The organism is Thermoanaerobacter uzonensis DSM 18761 (genome assembly GCF_900129115.1).
Lineage (GTDB): Bacteria > Bacillota > Thermoanaerobacteria > Thermoanaerobacterales > Thermoanaerobacteraceae > Thermoanaerobacter > Thermoanaerobacter uzonensis.
This window is the reverse complement of sequence record NZ_FQUR01000006.1, coordinates 185,425-206,691: the sequence shown is the minus strand read 5'-3', so window position 1 is coordinate 206,691 and position 21,267 is coordinate 185,425. Positions and strand designations below refer to the sequence as shown.

17 protein-coding genes and 2 riboswitches are annotated in these 21,267 nt (G+C 33.8%); of the genes, 5 read left to right on the top strand and 12 right to left on the bottom strand.

Annotated elements, in window-relative coordinates:
• Positions 1 to 3: 3 nt before the first annotated feature.
• The 3 genes from BUB32_RS01020 to BUB32_RS01010 form a co-directional block, all read right to left on the bottom strand.
• Positions 4 to 2,127: a BglG family transcription antiterminator gene (locus BUB32_RS01020; protein WP_072966676.1), complete on the bottom strand. Its 2,124-nt coding sequence runs from the start codon at positions 2,125 to 2,127 to the stop codon at positions 4 to 6.
• 135 nt (positions 2,128 to 2,262) lie between these two features.
• Positions 2,263 to 3,429 carry a pyridoxal phosphate-dependent aminotransferase gene (locus tag BUB32_RS01015; protein WP_072966674.1) on the bottom strand — a complete coding sequence of 389 codons (1,167 nt, stop codon included), beginning with the start codon at positions 3,427 to 3,429 and terminating at the stop codon, positions 2,263 to 2,265.
• A 112-nt stretch (positions 3,430 to 3,541) separates the two neighbouring features.
• Positions 3,542 to 3,985 (bottom strand): OsmC family protein, encoded by a 444-nt coding sequence (locus tag BUB32_RS01010; RefSeq protein ID WP_003867059.1) that lies wholly within the window; start codon positions 3,983 to 3,985, stop codon positions 3,542 to 3,544.
• Positions 3,986 to 4,153: 168 nt separating this feature from the next.
• Here BUB32_RS01010 and BUB32_RS12890 point away from each other — a divergent pair, with 168 nt between their 5' ends.
• Positions 4,154 to 4,312, top strand: a complete 159-nt coding sequence (locus tag BUB32_RS12890) for a hypothetical protein (protein ID WP_200773832.1) — start codon at positions 4,154 to 4,156, stop codon at positions 4,310 to 4,312.
• Between the two features lie 46 nt (positions 4,313 to 4,358).
• Here the strand turns inward: BUB32_RS12890 and lpdA are convergent, their stop codons facing one another.
• Both lpdA and BUB32_RS00995 read right to left on the bottom strand, forming a co-directional pair.
• Positions 4,359 to 6,020: a dihydrolipoyl dehydrogenase gene (lpdA, locus tag BUB32_RS01000; RefSeq protein WP_072966670.1), complete on the bottom strand. Its 1,662-nt coding sequence runs from the start codon at positions 6,018 to 6,020 to the stop codon at positions 4,359 to 4,361.
• 183 nt (positions 6,021 to 6,203) lie between these two features.
• A complete protein-coding gene (locus BUB32_RS00995; RefSeq protein WP_072966659.1) occupies positions 6,204 to 7,184 on the bottom strand; it encodes a lipoate--protein ligase in 981 nt (326 codons plus the stop codon).
• 93 nt (positions 7,185 to 7,277) lie between these two features.
• Positions 7,278 to 7,383: riboswitch (glycine riboswitch) on the top strand.
• A 2-nt stretch (positions 7,384 to 7,385) separates the two neighbouring features.
• Positions 7,386 to 7,457, top strand: a riboswitch (glycine riboswitch).
• Between the two features lie 90 nt (positions 7,458 to 7,547).
• Between BUB32_RS00995 and gcvT the strand changes: the two genes are divergently transcribed.
• From gcvT to gcvPB, 4 genes are read left to right on the top strand one after another with little or no spacing between them, the layout of a single operon-like run.
• Entirely contained in the window at positions 7,548 to 8,654 is a 1,107-nt protein-coding gene (gene gcvT, locus BUB32_RS00990) for a glycine cleavage system aminomethyltransferase GcvT (protein ID WP_072966657.1), read from the top strand.
• Positions 8,655 to 8,666: 12 nt separating this feature from the next.
• Positions 8,667 to 9,047: a glycine cleavage system protein GcvH gene (gene gcvH, locus BUB32_RS00985; RefSeq protein ID WP_072966655.1), complete on the top strand. Its 381-nt coding sequence runs from the start codon at positions 8,667 to 8,669 to the stop codon at positions 9,045 to 9,047.
• 4 nt (positions 9,048 to 9,051) lie between these two features.
• Positions 9,052 to 10,395 (top strand): aminomethyl-transferring glycine dehydrogenase subunit GcvPA, encoded by a 1,344-nt coding sequence (gcvPA, locus tag BUB32_RS00980; protein ID WP_072966653.1) that lies wholly within the window; start codon positions 9,052 to 9,054, stop codon positions 10,393 to 10,395.
• Complete coding sequence (gcvPB, locus tag BUB32_RS00975) at positions 10,392 to 11,846, top strand: aminomethyl-transferring glycine dehydrogenase subunit GcvPB (protein WP_072966651.1); 1,455 nt, start codon at positions 10,392 to 10,394, stop codon at positions 11,844 to 11,846. The genes gcvPA and gcvPB overlap by 4 nt, the downstream gene beginning before the upstream one ends.
• 55 nt (positions 11,847 to 11,901) lie before the next feature.
• Here gcvPB and BUB32_RS00970 read toward each other — a convergent pair whose 3' ends face one another.
• The 7 genes from BUB32_RS00970 to BUB32_RS00940 form a co-directional block, all read right to left on the bottom strand.
• Positions 11,902 to 13,092 (bottom strand): sugar ABC transporter permease, encoded by a 1,191-nt coding sequence (locus tag BUB32_RS00970; protein WP_072966649.1) that lies wholly within the window; start codon positions 13,090 to 13,092, stop codon positions 11,902 to 11,904.
• A 14-nt stretch (positions 13,093 to 13,106) separates the two neighbouring features.
• The gene (locus BUB32_RS00965; protein ID WP_072966647.1) at positions 13,107 to 14,630 is read right to left on the bottom strand and encodes a sugar ABC transporter ATP-binding protein; all 1,524 of its coding nucleotides are present in this window, start codon (positions 14,628 to 14,630) and stop codon (positions 13,107 to 13,109) included.
• 17 nt (positions 14,631 to 14,647) lie between these two features.
• Positions 14,648 to 15,805, bottom strand: coding sequence for a sugar ABC transporter substrate-binding protein (locus BUB32_RS00960; protein ID WP_072966645.1), 1,158 nt, complete (start codon positions 15,803 to 15,805; stop codon positions 14,648 to 14,650).
• Between the two features lie 174 nt (positions 15,806 to 15,979).
• Positions 15,980 to 17,059: a sugar ABC transporter substrate-binding protein gene (locus BUB32_RS00955; RefSeq protein ID WP_072966643.1), complete on the bottom strand. Its 1,080-nt coding sequence runs from the start codon at positions 17,057 to 17,059 to the stop codon at positions 15,980 to 15,982.
• A 3-nt stretch (positions 17,060 to 17,062) separates the two neighbouring features.
• Positions 17,063 to 18,661: a response regulator gene (locus BUB32_RS00950; RefSeq protein ID WP_072966641.1), complete on the bottom strand. Its 1,599-nt coding sequence runs from the start codon at positions 18,659 to 18,661 to the stop codon at positions 17,063 to 17,065.
• Positions 18,654 to 20,162, bottom strand: coding sequence for a sensor histidine kinase (locus tag BUB32_RS00945; protein WP_072966639.1), 1,509 nt, complete (start codon positions 20,160 to 20,162; stop codon positions 18,654 to 18,656). The genes BUB32_RS00950 and BUB32_RS00945 overlap by 8 nt, the downstream gene beginning before the upstream one ends.
• A 9-nt stretch (positions 20,163 to 20,171) precedes the next feature.
• Positions 20,172 to 21,179, bottom strand: a complete 1,008-nt coding sequence (locus tag BUB32_RS00940) for a sugar-binding protein (protein ID WP_072966637.1) — start codon at positions 21,177 to 21,179, stop codon at positions 20,172 to 20,174.
• Positions 21,180 to 21,267: the final 88 nt, after the last annotated feature.

The following is a 21,267-nucleotide window of genomic DNA, read 5'->3' as shown; positions in this document are numbered from 1 at the left end:
ATATTATTTTCTAGATAAGATATAATTTAAAATCATCTCTGTACTATTTAAATCTAAAATATCTATAAATTTCTCATCCCCCAAAAGTTCTACCAGTTCGGATAATGCTTTAAGGTGTGATGAATGGTCAATTGCACAGAGTGAAACTACTATTTTTACTGGATCGTTTTCTTTGTTGCCAAAATTTACAGGATTTTTTAGTGTAATTAAACTCATGCCTATTTTTTTTGCACCTGCTTCTGGCCTTGCGTGGGGCATCGCTATTCCTGGCGCAATAACAATGTAAGGCCCTATTTCTTTAACGGTGTTTATCATTGCGTCAACATACTGCGGTTCAGCAAAACCGTTTTTAACTAGCAACTCACCTCCTATCCTCACTGCTTCCTCCCAATCTTTTGCCTCAACATTTAGTTTTATAGTATCCTTAGTCAAAAGGTCTTTTAACACGGGTTTTGCAACTCCTCTCGTATTTTCATATGATGCTACATTTAAAAATTTTGATAAATCTTCTATTAATTTTTCACGACTTTTTATCACACAATGTCTTTCTATTATTTTTATTAAATCATCAACAACTGTCCCTTGCACCTTAGGTTTAATAACAAGGTCTTTTAATAATTCTATGTCTTTTTCTGTAAGAAGGGGGTTTACTTCAATAGTTTTAATTCTTTCATCTTGAATTGGAACAGTAGACACTATTAAATCTACATCTTTTTCTCTTAAAATTTCTTTTACCTGATGGTATGCAACAGTATCTACTATATTTACATCAAAAACTGATTGTAATCTAGAAGAAAGAAGTTTCGCGGTACCTATTCCTGTACCACATACCACGAGGATATTAGGCTTAGTGGCTCTCGTAACTTTTAATCTTTCAATTGCAGCACCAAAATGTATTGTAAAATAACCTATTTCTTCGTCGTTTAATGCTTTGCCTGTATAATCTTCTAAAGGTTTTAAACTTTCCTTGACTATCTCAAACAATTCTTTATAATTTGCTTTAATCTCATCTAAAATAGGATTTTTTAATTTAAGCCCATGTTTTAACCGGTATACTGTAGGCCTTAAATGGTCTAAAAGCCCTTCAAAAAGCTGCCTATCTCCTGACAAATCTTGGTGTATTTTGTTGGTGACATTTATAATAATTTTTTCAGTCAATAACTGGTACTCAACCCAATTTTCATTAGGATAAGGACGTGTTTTTGAAACATTACTTCCAAGAAGATGAACAGTAATATATCCAATTTCGTCAAGAGGAATAGAAATTTTAAAATGGTCTTCCAGCATTTTTGCAATATTTGATGCCACAGCAAATTCCTTTGTAATTTCCAAAGCTTTTAATTCTTCTTTTGGCATAATTATGTCTTTTCCTAGTTGAATCCTCTTAATCGCTATTGCTATGTGTACTACAAGACCAGAAAATGCCGCATCCGAAAAAACAGTTTCCAGTTCCTTCTCTGCTATTTGTATGCAATTCTCGATATAAGGTATGTCTATATCTTCAAATAGCTTAGTAATTTGTTTGTCAATTCCTACACTAGAACGGGTATAAATTGGAGATTTTACAATATCTAGCGCCTTATCAATGTCAATTGCCTCTGTCAGAAGTTCTATAGCAGCTCTTCGTAATTGTTTTTCATCCCCCACAACTTTGATTCCATATTTCGGTGCAGACTTCAACTGAAGTCCATGTTCTATAAGCCACTTTCTTACGTTTTTTAGGTCATTTATAACGGTACTTCTTGAAACCATTAGTTTATCCGCCAGGTCATTTATAGTTATATAATCTCTTTGTTGTATAAGTTCACTTAAGATAATATTTACCCTTTCTTGTTGCGATAAGTTGTAGTAATAGGGTGTAAGATTATCAAGAAGAGATAAAACTTTATTTCTGTGTTCCAATAGTTCAGAAAATTTCACACCTACATTCGGTTTGCGTATCAATTGTGGCAAATTATTGTACTTTAAAAACTCATCAATTGTATCAAGGTCATATCTTACAGTTCTACTGCTTACATTGAATATTTTTGCAAGGTCAGAAATTTTAATAGGCGCATTAGAATTAATAAGTTTAATAAGAATTTGAGTACATCTTTCATTGAGTGTGATAATTATCACCTCTTTCATTTTAAATTATATTCTATTTATACTATAATGAAAAGCTTAACATTTTGCAATATAAATGTGGCAAAAATAAACTAAATAAAATAACAAAAAAAATAAACTGCGGAAGGTAAGTTATTCGCCTTCCGCAGTTTATTTTTAAAACTTTGACATAAATTCTTTCATTCTTTTTACTGCTTCTTCTAGGTTTTCCATAGAGGTTGCATAAGCCATGCGAACATATCCTTCCCCATTTTCTCCAAAGGCATTCCCCGGCACAACTGCAACTTTTGCTTCGTAAAGCAGTCTTTTGGCAAATTCTGTCGACGTAAGACCTGTCTTTTTTATCGATGGGAATATATAAAAAGCACCTTTGGGTTCAAAACAGGAAAGCCCCATTTCTCTCACACTTTGAAGTAAATACTTTCTTCTTTTGTCATATTCTCCTCTCATTCTTAAAATATCTTCATCCCCATTTTTTATAGCCTCAACTCCGGCATACTGACACATTGTAGCTGCTGCTGTCACGCCGTATTGGTGTATTTTGGTCATGTGTTTCACGAAATATTCCGGTGCAGCTATATATCCGAGACGCCATCCTGTCATCGCATATGACTTCGAGAAACCATTTATAGTAACCGTTCTTTCCCACATGTCTTTTAAAGATGCAAAACTTACATGTTCAAAACCACTGTATACTAGCTCAGAATAAATTTCATCAGTAACTACAATGAGGTCATACTTTTTGACCACTTCAGCTATCTTTTCCATCGCCTCTTTTGGCATTACCGCGCCAGTTGGATTATTAGGATAAGGAAGAATTAACACTTTTGATTTGTCCGTAATGTACTTCTCTAAAACATCTGCCCTTAATACAAAATCGTCTTCCTCATATGTTGGCACAAAAACAGATCTTGCACCTGCTATTATTGTACAAGGATCATAAGCTACAAATGAAGGTTCTGGAATTAAAACTTCGTCTCCTTCTTCTACTAAAGTATTTAAAGCGACGTATATAGCTTCTGTAGCCCCAATTGTAACTAAAATTTCAGTTTCCGGATTGTAAGAAAGGCTATACCTCCTCTTAAGATAATTCGAAATTTCTTGCCTCAATTCAATAAGTCCAGGATTTACAGTATATCCTGTTTTGCCTTCATCGAGGGCTTTTTTTGCTGCCTCTCTTATGTGGAATGGCGTTACAAAATCTGGTTCTCCAATAGCAAGAGATATTGCGCCCGGCACCTCTCGTGCCATGTTAAAGAAATATCTTATGGTAGATATTTCTATGGACTTCGCTCTTTTTGCCACTCTGTCTTCAAAGTTCATCTCTAATCCCCCTAAAACAATAGTTTTATTATTATAGTTCTACAAAAATCTTAAAAATCCTCTTTATAAATCAAAAACACTCCACCGCAAAAAGGTGGAGTGTTTTTGATTATTATTCAACAATCACATCTGACAAAACTAATTTTACTGGATTTGCTAAAGAATCTCCTACTGGGCAGGTATTTTCTATAAACTTTGCAAATTCTTCTACTTTTTCTTTTGGAGCATCTGTCTTTATGTGCATTTTAAATCTTATTTCTTGGAACCCCGGCCTTACACCAGCTTTTCCCATAAATCCATCTGTATCAAGGTCTCCTTCTAATTCTACCCAAAAACCTTGTAGATTTATGCCTTTCGCCTGTGCAAAAGCTGCTGCTACAATCGTCTGGCATGACCCCAAAGCGCAAAGTAAAGCCTCAACAGGATTCATCCCTTTATTCGTGCCACCTAGCTCTTTAGGTTCATCTAAGATTATTTTAAAGCCTCTTACCTCGCTTTCAACTGCTAAGCCTTCTGGTAATTTTCTTGAAACCGCTTTAAAGGTTTCAATTGCCATTTTAAACTCCTCCTTTTATTTTTCAAATTTTATGTATTTCGAAAGCTCTATAAGAGCTTCCAGACTGTAAACAAACTTTCGTAAAGGAGATATTTTGCATAAGGAGTGACTTGTGACAAAGCGGCAGCAAAACTTAGCAAGACCGAAGGTGGAGGCAGGGCCGAAGCCATGGATGGCGGAGGCGGGCACCTTAAGGCATGGATGCCGATTGTGCCCGGTACCCTGCCGGAGCCCGAAGGGGAAGCTTATGTTTTGTCGCTTTGGAACATCGGAGCGACGATGCAAAATATCTCCTTTGAATATTTTTTTATTTTGTCAACAAACTGAAAGCTCTATAAGAGCTTCGAAAGCATATAGATAAATGACATTAAAATTACACTTTGTGTACGGACTCACCAAAGATGTCCTTCACAGCTTCCATAATGGTTTCACTTTTAGTGGGATGAGCATAAACTGCTTTTTTCAGGTCTTCTACTTTTGCTCCCGCCTGACAAGCAGTCGAAAGTATGTGTATAAGTTCAGAAGCTCCACTACCTATTACCCATGCGCCAACTACTTCGTCATTTTCATTTGAGATTATCTTTGCAAATCCTTCCGTTTCTCCATAAGTTTTCGCTCTTCCATTAAACTTAAAATCAAATCTTCCTACCTTTATTCCTTTAAATTTTTCTTTTGCTTGGTCTTCTGTGTATCCAAAATATCCAATCTCTGGCTCTGTAAATACTGCAGCAGGTATTTTCATATAATCTATGGTAGATGGTTCGCCAAAAATGTTATCTACTGCTACTTCCCCTTGTGCAGAAGCCACATGGGCTAACATCATCTTGCCTGTGACATCACCTACTGCATAAACTCCTTCTATATTTGTCTTCATGTGCTCATCAACTTTAATAGCTTTTCCTTCAAATTCTAATAGTTCTGCAATCGGTCCAATATCTGTGTTTAATTTTCTTCCTATTGACACAAATACTTTGTCTGCGTATATGCGTTTTATATTTTCACCATTTTTAACTGTTACTATACTTCCGCCGTTTTCTTCTTCATCTATTCTCTCAACTGTTGAAGAAGTATATATCTTAATTCCTCTTTTTTGTGCAGTGAATTTTATAGATGAGCTTATCTTTTTATCAAGTGTAGGAAGTATATTAGGCATCATTTCAACAACTGACACTTTCACTCCAAATTGATTCATTATAAAGGCAAATTCCATGCCTATTACTCCGCCGCCTATAATGCATAAACTTTGTGGCAAAGAGGTCATTTCAAGAATAGTATCACTATTCATGACATTTTTAGAATTAATGCCTTCAATAGGAAGTTCAGCCGGTGATGACCCAGTTGCAATAATAATGTTTTTCGCTTTGATTTTGTTTTCTCCAAATAGTACATTCTTTTCTTTGTCAACTTTTGCTTCAGCATTAAAAACATCTACTCCATTAGCTTTAAGCAAAGCATTAATGCCTTCAACAAGCTCCCCTACAATACCATCTTTTCTCTTTACAACTTGAGTGTAATCAAAAGAGTTTATTTTTATGTCAAATCCAAATTCAAAAGCTCTGTTTAAAATGTCATACACTTCGGCAATTCTTGCATAAGCTTTTGTTGGTATACAGCCTCTATTTAAACAGGTACCACCTAATTTATCTTTTTCAAATAAGGCTACTTTTGCACCTTTTTTAGCAGCTTTAATAGCAGCAACATATCCTCCAGGACCTGCCCCTATGACAGCTAAATCATATTCCTTGTATCCATATTCCTGTTTAATTTCTTTTTGTGTAGAAGAAGGCTTTACTTCTTCAGAGTGTGCAATAATTGCAATGACATCTCCTGGTTCAACTGTAGTTCCAGCAGGACAAACAATTTTTGAAATAATGCCTTCATAATTACTGTACACTTCAAAATTTACTTTATTTACTGCTATATCACATAGACAAGAGTCTTTCTCCACGTATTGTCCTTCTTCTACGTACCATTTTGTAATTCGCCCACTTTTCATCGTATCTGAGAAAGCAGGTACTTTTATTTCTATATCCATCTAAATATGCCTCCAATTCTTTATATTTCATTAATCATTTATAAATCATATTTTCTGTATGAGCCTCCCCATTAGGGAAGGGGTAATTTTGATAAAATAAAAACGATAATTATTTAACAATTTCTTTTACATATATCTTATCACTTTTTAGTTAAAAATTCAACAATTTAAAAGTATTTTTTATCAAAACATCACTTCTATTAAATTGTCAACAGTTATGTTGGTAAAATAATCATTCATGTCAATATTTGAAAGCACTTTTCTTATCTCCTCTTCTGAATGCTTTACTCCTTTTAAAAGGTTTTCTACCTCTGAAACATCGTATTTCCCAAAAAAGTCTCCGTAAATTTTTATATCTTTTATTATTCCTTTTTCTACATTTAAATTTACCTCTACAGTGCCACCAGTAAATTTTTTCTCATTTTTAAAACTGTAATCTGGCGATGTTCCAAAATTCCATTCCCATGTGCTATATTTTTCCCTGACCAATTTCTCTATTTTTTGTATATCTTCCGATGTAAATTCATACATTTCACTTTCAGCGGTTTGTTCTCTAATGTAATTCATAATGAGATCTATAAATTGTTCTATCGTAATAGGCTCTTTCAAATGCTCACTTATGTTTGTGACTCTTTTAGACACCGATTTTACACCTTTATCTTCAAATTTTACAGGTCGCACTTTTAGTGCCTCTGATAAATCTGTAATGCTGGAAGAAAACAAAAGTGTTCCATGGTGTAATATTCTATTTTTGTAATAATATTGCGCATTTCCCGAAATTTTTTTGCCATCAATTGTTATGTCATTTCTTCCTGAAAACTCAGCATTAATAGAAAGTTTTCTAAGCACATCTATGATCGGCTGCGTAAATCTTTTGAAATCGCTGAAACTACTGACATCCTCATTTACTATAAAAGTAAAATTTAAATTGCCGAGGTCGTGAAAAACCGCTCCTCCTCCTGATAATCTTCTGACAACCGGAATTTTATTTTGTCTCACATAATCTAAATTTATTTCCGCTAATGTATTTTGATTTTTTCCTACTATAATGCTAGGTTCATTCCTCCACAGCATGAAACATTCTTCTTGAAATTCTTTTAAAACGTATTCTTCAGCTGCTAAATTAAAATAGGGATTTGTGTTCTTATTGTAAATATATAACATATCCACCTCTCCTCGTTTTGATTATTGACTATTTAATGGAATATAATATAATAAAAGTATAGCATATTTTAAAAAAATTTAATACTGTTCTAGATGATGATAGCGAGAGATATCTTTGTAAAAAGATAGCCGAAGGGGAAATATAAAGGCCCGCCAAGCCTTTATAGAAGCTCTCAGGCAAAAGTATCGCTATCGGATAGACCTCTGGAAAGCTCGGAAGAGCACCGAAGGAGCAATACTTTAAGTAGAAGCTCTCAGGTTAAAAAACAGAGGAGTTGTGATGGCATGTCATATTCTCTTGTTGTGTTTTAATTGTGCTCATCATAACTCCTCTTTTAAATTTTATGAAAGGGTGTGGTATGTTTGGATAACCTCAAAAAAACACCTCTTTTTGACCTTTACAAAAAATATAATGGAAAAATCATTGACTTTGCAGGATGGGCTCTCCCTATTCAGTTTGAAAGTATAATCTCTGAACACGAAGCAGTGAGAAATGCTGCAGGGCTCTTTGATGTTTCTCACATGGGAGAAATTACTGTAAAAGGAAGAGAAGCTTTTAACTTTTTGCAAAATCTCATAACAAATGATTTGTCAAAACTAAAAGTCAATCAAGTCCTTTATACTTTTATGTGCAATTACAATGGCGGCGTTGTAGATGACTTATTAGTCTACAAATATTCTGATGAACACTTCTACTTGGTTGTAAATGCGGCTAATATAGAAAAGGATTATAAATGGATGAAGGATAACAAAGGAGTATATGAGGTAGAGATAAATAACATTTCAGATGAAATTTCGGAGCTTGCAATACAAGGTCCAAAAGCAGAAGAAATACTTCAAAAACTTACAGATACTGATCTTTCAGAAATTAAATTTTTCTACTTTAAAGACAATGTAAAAATAGCTGGGATTGAATGCTTGGTATCAAGAACAGGATATACCGGTGAAGATGGCTTTGAAATTTACATGCCTAATAAATACGCGGTAGAATTGTGGGAAAAAATAATTGAAGTTGGAAAAGAATATGGACTTAAACCGGCAGGATTAGGTGCAAGAGATACTTTGAGATTTGAAGCAGGTTTGCCTCTATATGGAAATGAACTTTCAGAAGAAATAACCCCTTTAGAAGCAGGTTTTGAGTTTTTCGTCAAACTTGATAAGGGCAACTTTATCGGAAAAGATGCTCTATTAAAGCAAAAAGAAGAAGGACTTAAGCGTAAAATCGTGGGATTTGAAATGATAGACAATGGAATTCCAAGACACGGCTATGAAGTTCGCGCTGACAATCAAAAAATAGGTTATGTAACAACAGGGTATTTCTCTCCTACATTAAAGAAAAATATAGGCCTTGCATTGATTGATTCAAAATATGCCCAATTAGGGAATCAAATTGAAATTGTGATAAGAAATAAGCCACTTAAGGCTTTAATCATAAGCAAAAACTTTTACAAAAAAAATTATAAAAAATAGGAGGTATTTGGTATGGAAGTTTTAGAAGGCTTGTATTATTCAAAAGACCATGAATGGGTCAAAGTAGAAGGAGAAAAAGCATACATAGGAATAACTGACTATGCACAGCATTCCTTAGGAAACATAGTATACGTTGAGCTTCCAGAAGTAGGCGCAGAACTTTCTGCTGGCGATGTACTTGGAGTTGTAGAATCTGTAAAAGCTGCTTCCGATGTTTACACACCTCTAGATGGAAAAGTGCTTGAAGTAAACAATTCTATTGTTGATGACCCCTCTTTAGTAAACAATGACCCCTATGGCAGTTGGATGGTATTAGTAGAACTCAAAGACAAGTCACAGCTTGATAATTTGATGACAGCCGAAGAATATAAAAAATTTTTAGATGAGGAGTGAGAATATGTTCCCCTACCTTCCCACCTCCTCCAATGACGAAAAAGAAATGCTCAAAACAATAGGAAAAAATTCTATAGAAGATCTATTTGAAAACATACCTAAAGAAGTTCGCTTAAAAAAGCCTTTAAATCTTGGAAGTCCAATGTCAGAAGTAGAACTTACAGCTCACATAAAGAAATATGCCAAAGAAAATAAAAGTCTTGAAGAGCTGACAAGTTTTTTAGGCGCTGGAGTATATGACCATTATATTCCTTCTGTTGTAAAGCACATAATATCCCGTTCTGAATTTTACACGGCATATACTCCTTACCAGCCAGAAATAAGTCAAGGAACACTACAGGCTATATTTGAGTACCAGACAATGATTACAAACCTCACAGGAATGGAAGTCACAAATGCTTCAATGTATGATGGTGCAACTGCCTGTGCAGAAGCTGCAATTATGGCATGTGAAAATACAAAAAGAAAAACCATATTAGTTTCAAAAACTGTAAATCCAGAAACGCGAAAAGTTTTAAAAACTTATATGCATTTTAGAGATATACAAGTAATTGAAATAGACGATAATGAAGGAGTAACAGATTTAGAAAAATTAAAAGCGGAAATTGGGACTAACACCGCGGCAGTAATTGTACAGTATCCTAATTTCATGGGAATCATCGAAGACCTGCAAGAAATTGAGAAAATAATACATGAAAATAAAGCAATGCTTATTACTTACGTACATCCAATACCTCTCGGTATACTTAAATCGCCAGGAGAAATTGGCGCAGATATAGCTGTAGGAGACGGTCAATCACTTGGCAATGGATTAAATTTTGGTGGTCCTTATCTTGGTTTTTTAGCTACAACGCAAAAGCTTGTGCGGAAAATGCCAGGAAGAATAGTAGGCCAGACAAAAGATGTAGATGGTAGACGTGCTTTTGTGCTTACTTTGCAAGCAAGAGAACAACACATAAGAAGAGAAAAGGCAACTTCAAATATTTGCTCCAATCACTCATTAAATGCTTTGACTGCTGCAGTATATCTAGCAACTATGGGCAAAAAAGGTATAAAAGAAGTGGCTTATCAATGCACTCAAAAAGCTCATTATGCTTTTTCAGTGCTTACGGCGTCAGGAAAATATAAACCTGCTTTTAACAAGCCCTTCTTTATGGAATTTGCATTAAAGACTGATGTAGATGTAGACTTAATTAATAAAAAACTTTTAGAAAAGGGCATATTAGGCGGATACAACCTCCACAGAGATTACGACAAATACAAAAATACAATGTTGCTAGCCTTTACAGAAAAAAGGACAAAAGAAGAAATTGATGAGTTAAAAGCTCTGCTGGAGGTGATAGAATGAAAGAGTACAATAAATTGATATTTGAATTATCAAGTAAAGGAAGAAAAGCCTACACTCTCCCCAAGTTGGATGTAGAAGAAAAACCTTTAGATGACATACTTCCGCAACAAATGATGAGAAAAGAAGAAATAGAGCTTCCCGAAGTAAGTGAAGTAGATATAATAAGGCATTACACTCTTTTATCAAATAAAAACTACGGGGTCGATACGGGTTTTTATCCATTAGGTTCTTGTACTATGAAGTACAATCCTAAAATAAATGAAGACATGGCATCCCTTGTCGATTTTACAGCTCTACATCCCTACCAACCAGTAGAAACTGTACAGGGCGCTTTGAAACTCATGTATGAATTAGAAAATATGCTCTCTGAAATAACTGGAATGGACAAATTTTCATTACAGCCTGCTGCAGGTGCTCATGGTGAGTTGACAGGCCTCATGATAATTAAGGCCTATCACGAGCACAGAAATGACAAAAAACGTAAAAAAATAATCGTACCAGACTCTGCTCATGGTACTAACCCCGCCAGTGCAACAGTTGCAGGTTTTGACGTAATTGAAATTAAATCCAACAAAGAAGGGGCTATAGATTTAGAAGCCTTAAAGGCTGTTTTAAATGATGAAGTAGCAGGACTTATGCTGACAAACCCAAGTACTTTGGGGCTTTTTGAAGAAAATATAGTAGAAATCGCAAGACTAGTACATGAAGCAGGAGGACTTCTATATTACGACGGTGCAAATCTAAATGCTATAATGGGAATTACACGTCCTGGAGACATGGGATTTGACGTTGTGCATTTAAATCTTCATAAAACATTTTCTACACCTCATGGTGGTGGAGGACCTGGCGCAGGACCTGTAGGTGTCAAAAAAGAGCTTGCCGACTTTTTGCCAGTGCCCGTAATAGAGTTTAAGGAAGGCATATATAGCTTAAACTATGATAGGCCGCTTTCTATTGGAAAAGTGAGAAGCTTTTATGGTAATTTCAATGTACTTATAAAGGCTTATTCCTATATTTTGACCATGGGAGCTGAAGGACTTAAGAGAGCCAGCGAAATGGCCGTCTTAAATGCTAATTATCTTAAAGAAAAACTTAAAAATCACTATAAAGTAGCTGTTGACAAAGTATGCATGCATGAATTTGTTTTGGCTGGTCTCTTAGAAAAAGTCAATGATATCACAACATTAGATGTAGCTAAAAGACTTATAGACTACGGTTTCCATCCGCCTACAATATATTTCCCATTAATTGTTGATGAAGCTATAATGATAGAGCCTACTGAAACAGAAAGTAAAGAAACATTAGACGCTTTTATTGAAGCGATGATTAAAATATCAGAGGAAGCAAAAGAAAATCCACAACTTTTAAAAGAAGCTCCACACAACACGCCTGTAAGAAGGGTTGATGAGGTACTGGCTGCAAGAAATCCTGTTTTAAAGTGGAGCAAATAAAGGAGGACCATTGAAAAAGCGGGGTGATAAAAAAAGACGGGTTTTACCCGTCTTTTTATCTTTCCTTGCTGCGAGTCGCTACATCAAATATGACAGCGGCAGCCAAAACTATTCCAAGAATTATATACTGAAGCGAAATATCCACTCCTAGAAGATTCATTCCATTAGTCAAAGTTGACATAACAAATGCTCCAATCAATGAGTTGATTACTTTTCCCACTCCGCCTGCTGCAGATACTCCTCCTATATAAGCTCCAGCAATAGCATAAAGTTCAAAAAGAGTACCAGCAGTAGTTGTAGCTGATTGAAGTCTGGAAGCAAACAATATTCCTGATAAACCTGAAAGAAAACCCATTGAAGCAAAGACAATAAGGGTAATTTTTTTCACATTAATTCCACTTAAAGCAGCCGCTTCTGGATTACCACCTACTGCATAAATATGTCTTCCCAAAACGGTTCTATTAGTAATAAAACTATAAATAACTGTGGTAATTATCATAATTACAAGGGTCCATGAAATCCCTCGATGAGCTGCTAAAATAAAAGTTATATATAACAATAAAGCATCAATAAAAAGCAATTCGATAAGGAAAATGTCTAGTGGAAGTACATCAAATCCTCTTTTAATTTGTTGGGCTCTATTCTTAAGAGAAAAATAAACAATTAGCACTGCTGCTACAATACCCACTAACAATGTAAGCTTATGATAATTAGGTAAAATATTATTTGTAAAAGGCAAGTCTGGAATAAAACCGTTGCCTATAGCATTAAAAGTTTTATTGGTAATTATAATAGTTCCAGATCCTTTTGTAGCTAACAAAAGAGCGCCACGATAAGCTAACCAACCTGCTAAAGTAGCAACAAAAGCTGGAATTCTCAAGTAGGTTACTAGCGACCCGTTTAGTAATCCAGCTAATGTTCCTAATCCTAGCACTATTATAATGGCTGATAAAGCAGAAAAGTGATAAAATTGCATCAATATAGCTGCAATTGCTCCTAAAAATCCAGACAAAAATCCCACAGAAAGGTCAATATGACGTATAACAATAATTAAAGTTTCTCCAATTGCAAGAACAGCTATATATCCCGTCTGGTCCACAAGATTACTAATATTTACAGGTGATAAAAAATCGCCGCCAGAGAGGGCCGCAAAAACAGCCATTATTGCAAAAAGTGCTATAAACATAGCATAATCTCTTACATGATCTTTCAAAAATTCTTTTAAATGGCGAATAAATTCCTTCAATCTTAAACCCTCCTTTAGCTCACGGCATAAGCCATTACGATTTCTTGATTGGCTTCTTCTGATTTCAATTCCCCTGTAATTTTACCTTTGCTCATTACATATATTCTATCACTCATTCCCAATATTTCCGGTAATTCAGAAGATATAAGAAGAATGGCTTTGCCTTCACTTGCTAATTCTCTTATTAATGTGTATATTTCATATTTTGCGCCAACATCTATACCTCTTGTAGGTTCATCCAAAATAATAACATCTGGTTCAGCAAAAAGGCCTTTAGCTACCAAAACTTTTTGCTGAGTCCCTCCGCTCAAAGTAGAAACATTAACTTCAACATTACGAGCTTTTATATTAAGTTTTTTCTGAAAACCTTGGGCTATTTCTATCTCTTTAGCTTCATCAACTGTAATTCCTTTCTTTAAAGCTTTTAAATTCGCCAAACTTATATTTTCCTTTATGCTGTTTATCAAAATCAGCCCTTTTTCTTTTCGATCCTCCGTTAAATAAAGCACTCCCTGCTTAATTGCATCTTCCGGAGTTTTAAACTTTACTTTTCTGCCTTTTAATATTATATCTCCAGAAACAATGTAGCCATATGGATTCCCAAAGAGGCTAAGTCCAAATTCTGTACGTCCAGCACCAACTAATCCAAATAACCCTACTATTTCTCCTTTTTTTAATACAATGTTCGCATCTTTTACTAAATAGCGGCCTGTATTGGGTTCAACTACATTCCAATTTTTAGTTTCCATTATGGGTTCATCTAAAGGTTTAGCTATAGGCATTGGATAAAGATTTGTAATCTCTCTTCCAACCATATGCTTTATTATCTTTTTTTCATCTATTTCTTCAGTTTTGCAATTAAAATAGGCTACTGTTTGCCCATCTCGTAAAACAGTTATAGAATCCGCCACTTTCAAAACTTCTTTTAATCTATGACTTATAAGAATAATTGTAACTCCTTGTTCTTTAAGTTCTTTCAGAAGAATAAGTAGATTTTCACTTTCAGTTTCGCTTAAAGCAGAAGTTGGCTCATCCAGAATTAACACTTTGGGATTTTTTGAAAGTGCTTTTGCTATTTCAACAAGCTGCTGCATACTTACACTAAGGTCCTTAGCTTTTACAGTAGGATTAATATTTTCACCTTTGACTTTTAATAAAAGTTGTCGTGCTCTTTCTATTTCCTCAAAAGTATCTACAATACTTCCCTTTTTAATTTCATTTCCCAAAAAGATATTCTCATATACTGTCATCTCTGGAACTAAAGAAAGTTCTTGATGGATAATGGAAATTCCGGCTTTTTCACTGTCTTTTATGCTAAAAAATCTTACAGGGTATCCCTCAAGTCTTATCTCTCCTTCGTATTCACCATAAGGGTATACCCCGCTTAAGATTTTCATTAAAGTACTTTTGCCGGCTCCATTTTCTCCAACTAAACAATGTATCTCCCCTGGTTGAACTTTAAAATTTACACCAAATAATACTTGTACACCTGAAAAACTTTTAGTTACGTTTACAAGCTCTATAAGCGGGGTACCCATTCTTTACACCTCCAACATTATTTAGGCCAAGTAAAATCGCTTTCTTTGTAATATCCAGAATCTATTAAGGCTTGTTTTACATTATTCTTATCTACTACTTGTACAGGAGATGGTTTAGAAGGAACATCTTTTACACCATTATTATAAGTTTTTGTAGATTCTGGTGTTTTTCCGTCTAAATATGTCAAAGCAGCATTTATTGCATCCTTAACAAGAATCCTAACATCTTTAAAGACAGTCATAGATTGTTTGCCATCAATAATGTATTGAATAGATGGTTTTTCAGCATCTTGTCCAGTAATTACATAACTTTTGATGTCCGGATCTGCCTTAAAAGTGTCTGCTATTGACCTTGCAGTACCGTCATTAGGAGCAAGTATAAATACATTACCCTTTAAATTTTTTGGCGCCTTAGCAAGGTTTGCCTGAGCAAGGTTTTTAGCAGTATTAAAATCCCAATTTGTAGTAATTTGTCCTATAATACTTGCCATTTCATCACGAGTTAAATCTTTTTTATCTTTTAATGCAACTGCTTTGTCAGAATTTGCAATTACAAAAGTACCATCAGCGATCTTTGGCTGTAAAACTTCCCATGCGCCTTGGAAGAATAAGAAAGAGTTGTTATCAGATAAAGCACCAGCATAGAGATATAAAGGATTGCCTTTACCCGTTGCATGATCAACTAAATATTGTCCTTGTTCTTTACCTACCTGTACACTATCAAAAGTGACATAATAATCTACTGCATCTGTATTAAGTATTAATCTGTCATAAGATATAACCTTTACACCTGCTTTTTTAGCCTCCTCTGCAGAAGCTGCTGCTGCATTTGCATCTTGAGGACATAGGATAAGTACCTTTATACCTTTACTTATCAAAGTTTCTACATTGGCTTTCTCTTTAGCAGGATCGCCTTGGCTGAAAAGAACTTCAGCAGAATAAGGGGTATTTTTTAATGCATCCTTAAAGCGAGTCTCGTCTTGAATCCATCTTGGCTCATCCTTTGTTGGTAATACAATACCAACAGCTATTTTGTTATTAGAAGCCTGGTTTGAAGAAGATGAATTAGAAGACGAATTAGAAGTTTGTTTTGAGGAACCACAACCACCGAGAAAAGCAGATACTAACAACAGGACTGCTATCACTACCACTACAAGTCTACGCTTGTTACTCATTGTACATTATCTCTCCTTTCTAAAAATTTATTTTAATAATTAATTCTACTTCCCCCCTCAAAATGCCTCTGGAACTTTTTTTGTTATCCTTTACTTTTTTGGCGATTTAAATTTTTTAACTTATCAATCTGTATTTTTTTAAGACAAAAAAATACAGGCTTAAAGCCTGAATAATCATTTAGATATATTTCTGTATACTTCATCGCGATTGTGAAAACCGTCTTTTATTACAGTATCATCTATATTAGTTTTATCAACAGCAATTGGTTCAAGAACATAATAAGGAACGTAATATTTCCCGTCATATATGGTATTCTTCACGTTTAATTTTTCTCCCCTTGCAAGTTTCATAGCCATTTTTGCGGTGGCTTCTGCCAATTTATCAATTGGTTTGTACACTGTCATAGCCTGAGTTCCTTCCACTATCCTTTGACATGCAGCAAGGTCAGCATCCTGAGCTGCAACCAATACTTTTCCCGCCAATCTGTGCTCTGATAAAGCCTCTATAATTCCTCCTGCTAAAGCATCATCCCCTGCTATTACGGCATCAATTTTCACACCCTTTTGCAGCAGTTCATCAGTAGAATTAAAAGCATATTCCGTCATCCAATTAGGTGCCCAGTCTTCTTTTACAATTTTTATGTCTCCACTTTCAATTCTGGAATTTAGAACACTGTCATATCCTTCCTTTATCATTTTTGTGTTGTTATCCGTCGTAGCACCGTTTATTATGAGATAATTTCCTTTTGGCACTTTTTTCACTAAATATTCCGCCATCAGTTTTCCAACTTTTACGTTGTCAAAGGATATATAAAGGTCTACATTTGATTTTGTAACAAGCCTGTCATAGGATATCACCTTTACTCCTTCTTTTTGTGCCAATGATACCGCATAAGAGGCTTTTTCAAGGTCATTAGGAACAATGATAAGTACGTCAATTTTTTGGTCCAAAAGGTATCTCACCTGTTTTAATTGGTCTTGGTCATCATTATTAGCGTTTTGCACTAAAACCTCTGCCCCCAATTCCCGCAACTTTGCCATTAATATATCTCGATCTTTGATCCATCTTTCTTCTTTTAAGGTACCAAGAGAAAAACCAATTTTAATTTTGTGTTCTTTTTTATCTAAGTTAGAATTTAGGTTCTTTACCTCTCTATATGCTACTACATGCTTAACAGTCAAAAAAACTAAAACACCTAAAATAATCATAAGGGCAATTGCTACTATCACTTTGATTACATTTTTACTCTCCACCAATCACACCCCCTTTTTGTAAATAGCCAATCTGTACTCTGTAGGCGTCATCCCTGTAGCTTTTTTAAATATCTTGCTAAAATAATTTGGGTCGCTGTAACCAACCTTATAGCACACTTCTTTTATGCTTACAGTTTCATCCTCTAATAGCTCTTTAGCTTTAGTTACTCTCAAATTTGTCAAGTAATCGATAAAATTTTTTCCAGTTTGCTCTTTGAAAAATTTACTAAAATAGTGGTAACTCATATTTACTTCTTTTGCAACATCATCCAATGTGATGTCTTTATTGAAATTGTCCTCTATAAACCTAATTATTTTGGCCATAAAGGTATCCATTTTTTCTTTGTTGATAGTCTTTATGTTTTCGAATAGATTTTTCAGCGTATTGATAAATATAAACTTTATTTTATCAACATCGTTTATTTTCAGAATTTCTTCCAACTCTCGGTTTTCAATAAAGTTTTCTTCCTCTGCATAATAGGAAAGATTCCTTTTAATAACACCTATTATTTCTATAAGTTTGGACTTTATTTTATCTACATCCTCTTGGTATTCTAAAACCATCCATTCGTAAATTTCATTAAATATGCTAAAAGATCCTTGAAGGTCTCCAGTCATAAGTCTATCAATAAAAAGTCTTTCTTTATTAATAGGATAAGGCTTAAATCTATTTTGAGGCATTGCAATATCATCAAAATGCACAATCAGTTCATTTTTTGCCATTTTTAATGCCATTTCTGCTTCATAATAAGACTTTAAAATATTATCAAAACTATAAACTCTACCTATTCCAATCCTGTAAGGAATTTCCACTTTTTGGTTTATAGCTTCTATTACTTTCTGCGCTGTTTCTATAGAATTATTTTTAATCTCAAATGAATTTTCCCCTTCTACAGGAAAATACACAAATAATTTGTCAATAGAATATGGACCTATCAAACATTTTTTAATATTTTTTACAATTGATTTAAAATAATCATAAAAATTTTGTTTTTCTATGCTCAATTTTAGACTTTGGTCTTTGATATTTTTACCAAAATCCTCCACTGTTACTATCATGGCATAACCACGTTTTAATTTTATTCCAAATATATCTTCATAAAAGGACAAGTCATCATAAGTTATACCGCTAAAAAGAGTAGTATACAAAAATTGCCCTTCCAAATAAGGAATAATCTTATTGAGCTTCTCCTTTAACTCTAACTCTTTTAACATTGCCTCTCTTCTTTTTTCAATCACCTCAATAGCTTTCTTTATAGTTTCTACGACTTTATTTCTATTAAGGGGCTTTAAAAGATAATCTAACACTCCAAGGTCTATTGCTTCTTTCGCATAATTAAAATACTCATAAGCGGTAATAATAACAAAAATTATGTCCTTATGCCTCTCTTTAATTTGCTTTATAGCTTCAATTCCATCTATTCCTGGCATCTTTATATCCATAAAAACTACATCAGGCTTTAAAATTTCCACTTTTTCAATGGCTTCTCTTCCAGATTTGGCAAAACCAATTATATCAGCTTTTACATCATTCTTTTCTATGATAAATTTAATTGAATCTATAACTATTTGCTCATCATCCGCAATAAGCAATTTAATCATTTTCTTTATCACCTTTCATTAAAGGAATTTTTAAAGTAACTTTTGTTCCTTCTCCTATTTTGCTATCTATCTCAATTACATCTTCTATAGCAGAAGTGTTATAAAAAAGTCTTAATCTGTTTATGATATTGTGCATGCCAATTCCCGTAACATGCCTTTTAGATAAATCCTCATTGTCTGCTGATAATATTGCCCTTACTTTTTCTTCACTCATTCCTATCCCATTGTCAATAACCTCTATTAAAACTTTATCATTATCCTTCTTTACCGTAAGTTTAATAAAACCTCCTTTTTCTACATCTTCTAATCCGTGAATAAATGCATTTTCAACTACAGGCTGAATTATTGTACAAGGCATTTCTACATCTAAAACCCCTTCGTCTACATCTACTTTAAAATCTACTCTGTCGCCAAATCTCGTTTTCAAAATGTACATATATGTCTTTACATTGTTTATCTCGTCCTGCAAAGTAACTGTAGTATCCAATTTTTTTAGATTATATCTAAATAGGTTTGCAACGTTTTCTATAAACTCCGAAGATTTATCTGCCCCTTCCATCATCGCTAATTGTGCAGCTGCATTTAGGGTATTAAAGAGAAAATGTGGATTTATTTGGGACTGCAAAGCCTTAAGTTCTGCCTCTTTTAAAATATTTCTCATTTTGAGATTTTGCATCTCTTGTTCTTTTAATTTTTTCTCTACTTCTGCCTGATTTTTTATTTCTCCTATATAATTTTTTATGCTTACTACCATCTTATTAAAAGCTTCTGCAAGTATATTTATCTCATCGTTTGTCTTTATAGAAAGCGGTTTTACATCAAAATCTCCTTTTGAAACTCTCACTGCCAAATGAGAAAGGTCTATAAGAGGTTTTGTAATTCGATAGGTAAAAAATATTGCAAGAAATATGTTAAAAAGAATAGAACCTATTATCAAAAACACATTCAAATAACTTATAAACTCCATGTTTTTTGTTATAGATGCATATTTTAAAGAACCCTCTTGCAATTTACTGTTGAGAAGATTATTAATGTAAAATTTTATATATTCACTTATTTTATTGGACCTCGTAAAATGTGCAATGTACTCGCTGCTTATCCTGCCTCTTTTAGCATTTATTGCTGCGTCAGTTTCATTCAGAAGGCTTTCAATCATATTCCCTATATCCTTTAACATTAAACCATCCTGGTCATAGTTTTTTTCATTTAAAATAGCGGAGGCTTGCTCTTGAAGTTTGTTATAGAGGGTATAATAATTTAAAAGGGCGTCTGATGATTTGGTAGATAAATATTTCTCCACTTCTGTTTCCAACATGTTTACATCTGTATTTAAATTGTTAAGGTATATATAATCCACAAAAATTGATTTTAAACGATTTATAACTGACTTTGCATTATAATACGAATAAAAACTTGTGATACCCATTAAAATAGTGATTATGAGGTAATAAACTATCAATTTTCGCCTTATGCCCGTAAATCCCCACATATCTTTTTTCATGCCATCACCTTATTCTATTGATTGTATTCTTTTGAAATATTCTTTGACATTGTCCTTGGTAATAACATTTACTCCTATATCAACAAATGTAGAAACATTATTTTTTTCTTTAATTTCCACCATAGATTTTACACTTTCATATCCTATTCTGTAAGGGTCACTCATAACTGTACCGTATATTATTCCCTTGTCGATATACCTTAAAATATCCGCTGTATCTCCATATCCTACAATCGCTATGTCTCCCACCTTGTTAAAATCAACTATTACTTGTGCAGTACCAATAGTATCCACAGAATCTGTAGTATAAATTGCATCTATGTTTTGCTTACTGCTTATAATTGACTGAGTAATTTCTTCTGCACTTAAAGTACCTAATTTTGAAGTGTAAACTTTTACTACTTTCATTTGAGGATAATCCTTTATGGCATCTAAAAAACCATTGATTTTCAAATTTTGATTTACAGTGTCCAATTGATAATCATTGCTAACAATTATAGCAATGTTGGCTTTTCCTTTGGTGGCTTTAATCATAAGCTTTCCGGCTTCTTCACCTAGCTGAAAACTGTTAGTACCTATAAAAGCCTGTCTTTTGCTATCTTTTGCGTCATTTTCTATAGTAACTACTGGTATCCCTTCTTTATAGGCCTCTTCAATCAAGTCTACAAATTCTTTACTGTTTGAAACATGAGTTATTATGCCATCAACTTTAGACAGTATAGAAATATCCAAATACTGAAGTTCCTCTTGGATGTTATTAAATTTAGGAGCATTAAATTCAATTGCAACATTGTAACGTTTTGCGGCATCCATAGCACCCATTTTCACTTCTTTCCAAAAAGGATCTACAGAATTTTGAGCTACCATATAAAAGTGATATTGAGGCGTTTTTGCAAAAATGGGCTCTTCTACCTTTTGAAGCTTATATAGAAAAATGCTCAATGCTGCTATCAAAATAAGCAAAATTAAAATGACCTTGTCCATTAACTTAAAAAACTTTTCATTTAACGTTTTCATAAAAATCGCTACTACCTCCTTGTGTATCCCTTACAATAATAATAAAACATTAACAATTACATATCAATTCAAAATTATTAAATAGTTG

Coding starts and splice junctions, on each gene's coding strand:
- BUB32_RS01020 (WP_072966676.1), bottom strand. CDS start 2,127: ATGAAAGAGGTGATAATTATCACACTCAATGAAAGATGTACTCAAATT.
- BUB32_RS01015 (WP_072966674.1), bottom strand. CDS start 3,429: ATGAACTTTGAAGACAGAGTGGCAAAAAGAGCGAAGTCCATAGAAATA.
- BUB32_RS01010 (WP_003867059.1), bottom strand. CDS start 3,985: ATGGCAATTGAAACCTTTAAAGCGGTTTCAAGAAAATTACCAGAAGGC.
- BUB32_RS12890 (WP_200773832.1), top strand. CDS start 4,154: ATGGATGGCGGAGGCGGGCACCTTAAGGCATGGATGCCGATTGTGCCC.
- lpdA (WP_072966670.1), bottom strand. CDS start 6,020: ATGGATATAGAAATAAAAGTACCTGCTTTCTCAGATACGATGAAAAGT.
- BUB32_RS00995 (WP_072966659.1), bottom strand. CDS start 7,184: ATGTTATATATTTACAATAAGAACACAAATCCCTATTTTAATTTAGCA.
- gcvH (WP_072966655.1), top strand. CDS start 8,667: ATGGAAGTTTTAGAAGGCTTGTATTATTCAAAAGACCATGAATGGGTC.
- gcvPA (WP_072966653.1), top strand. CDS start 9,052: ATGTTCCCCTACCTTCCCACCTCCTCCAATGACGAAAAAGAAATGCTC.
- gcvPB (WP_072966651.1), top strand. CDS start 10,392: ATGAAAGAGTACAATAAATTGATATTTGAATTATCAAGTAAAGGAAGA.
- BUB32_RS00965 (WP_072966647.1), bottom strand. CDS start 14,630: ATGGGTACCCCGCTTATAGAGCTTGTAAACGTAACTAAAAGTTTTTCA.
- BUB32_RS00960 (WP_072966645.1), bottom strand. CDS start 15,805: ATGAGTAACAAGCGTAGACTTGTAGTGGTAGTGATAGCAGTCCTGTTG.
- BUB32_RS00950 (WP_072966641.1), bottom strand. CDS start 18,661: ATGATTAAATTGCTTATTGCGGATGATGAGCAAATAGTTATAGATTCA.
- BUB32_RS00945 (WP_072966639.1), bottom strand. CDS start 20,162: ATGAAAAAAGATATGTGGGGATTTACGGGCATAAGGCGAAAATTGATA.
- BUB32_RS00940 (WP_072966637.1), bottom strand. CDS start 21,179: ATGAAAACGTTAAATGAAAAGTTTTTTAAGTTAATGGACAAGGTCATT.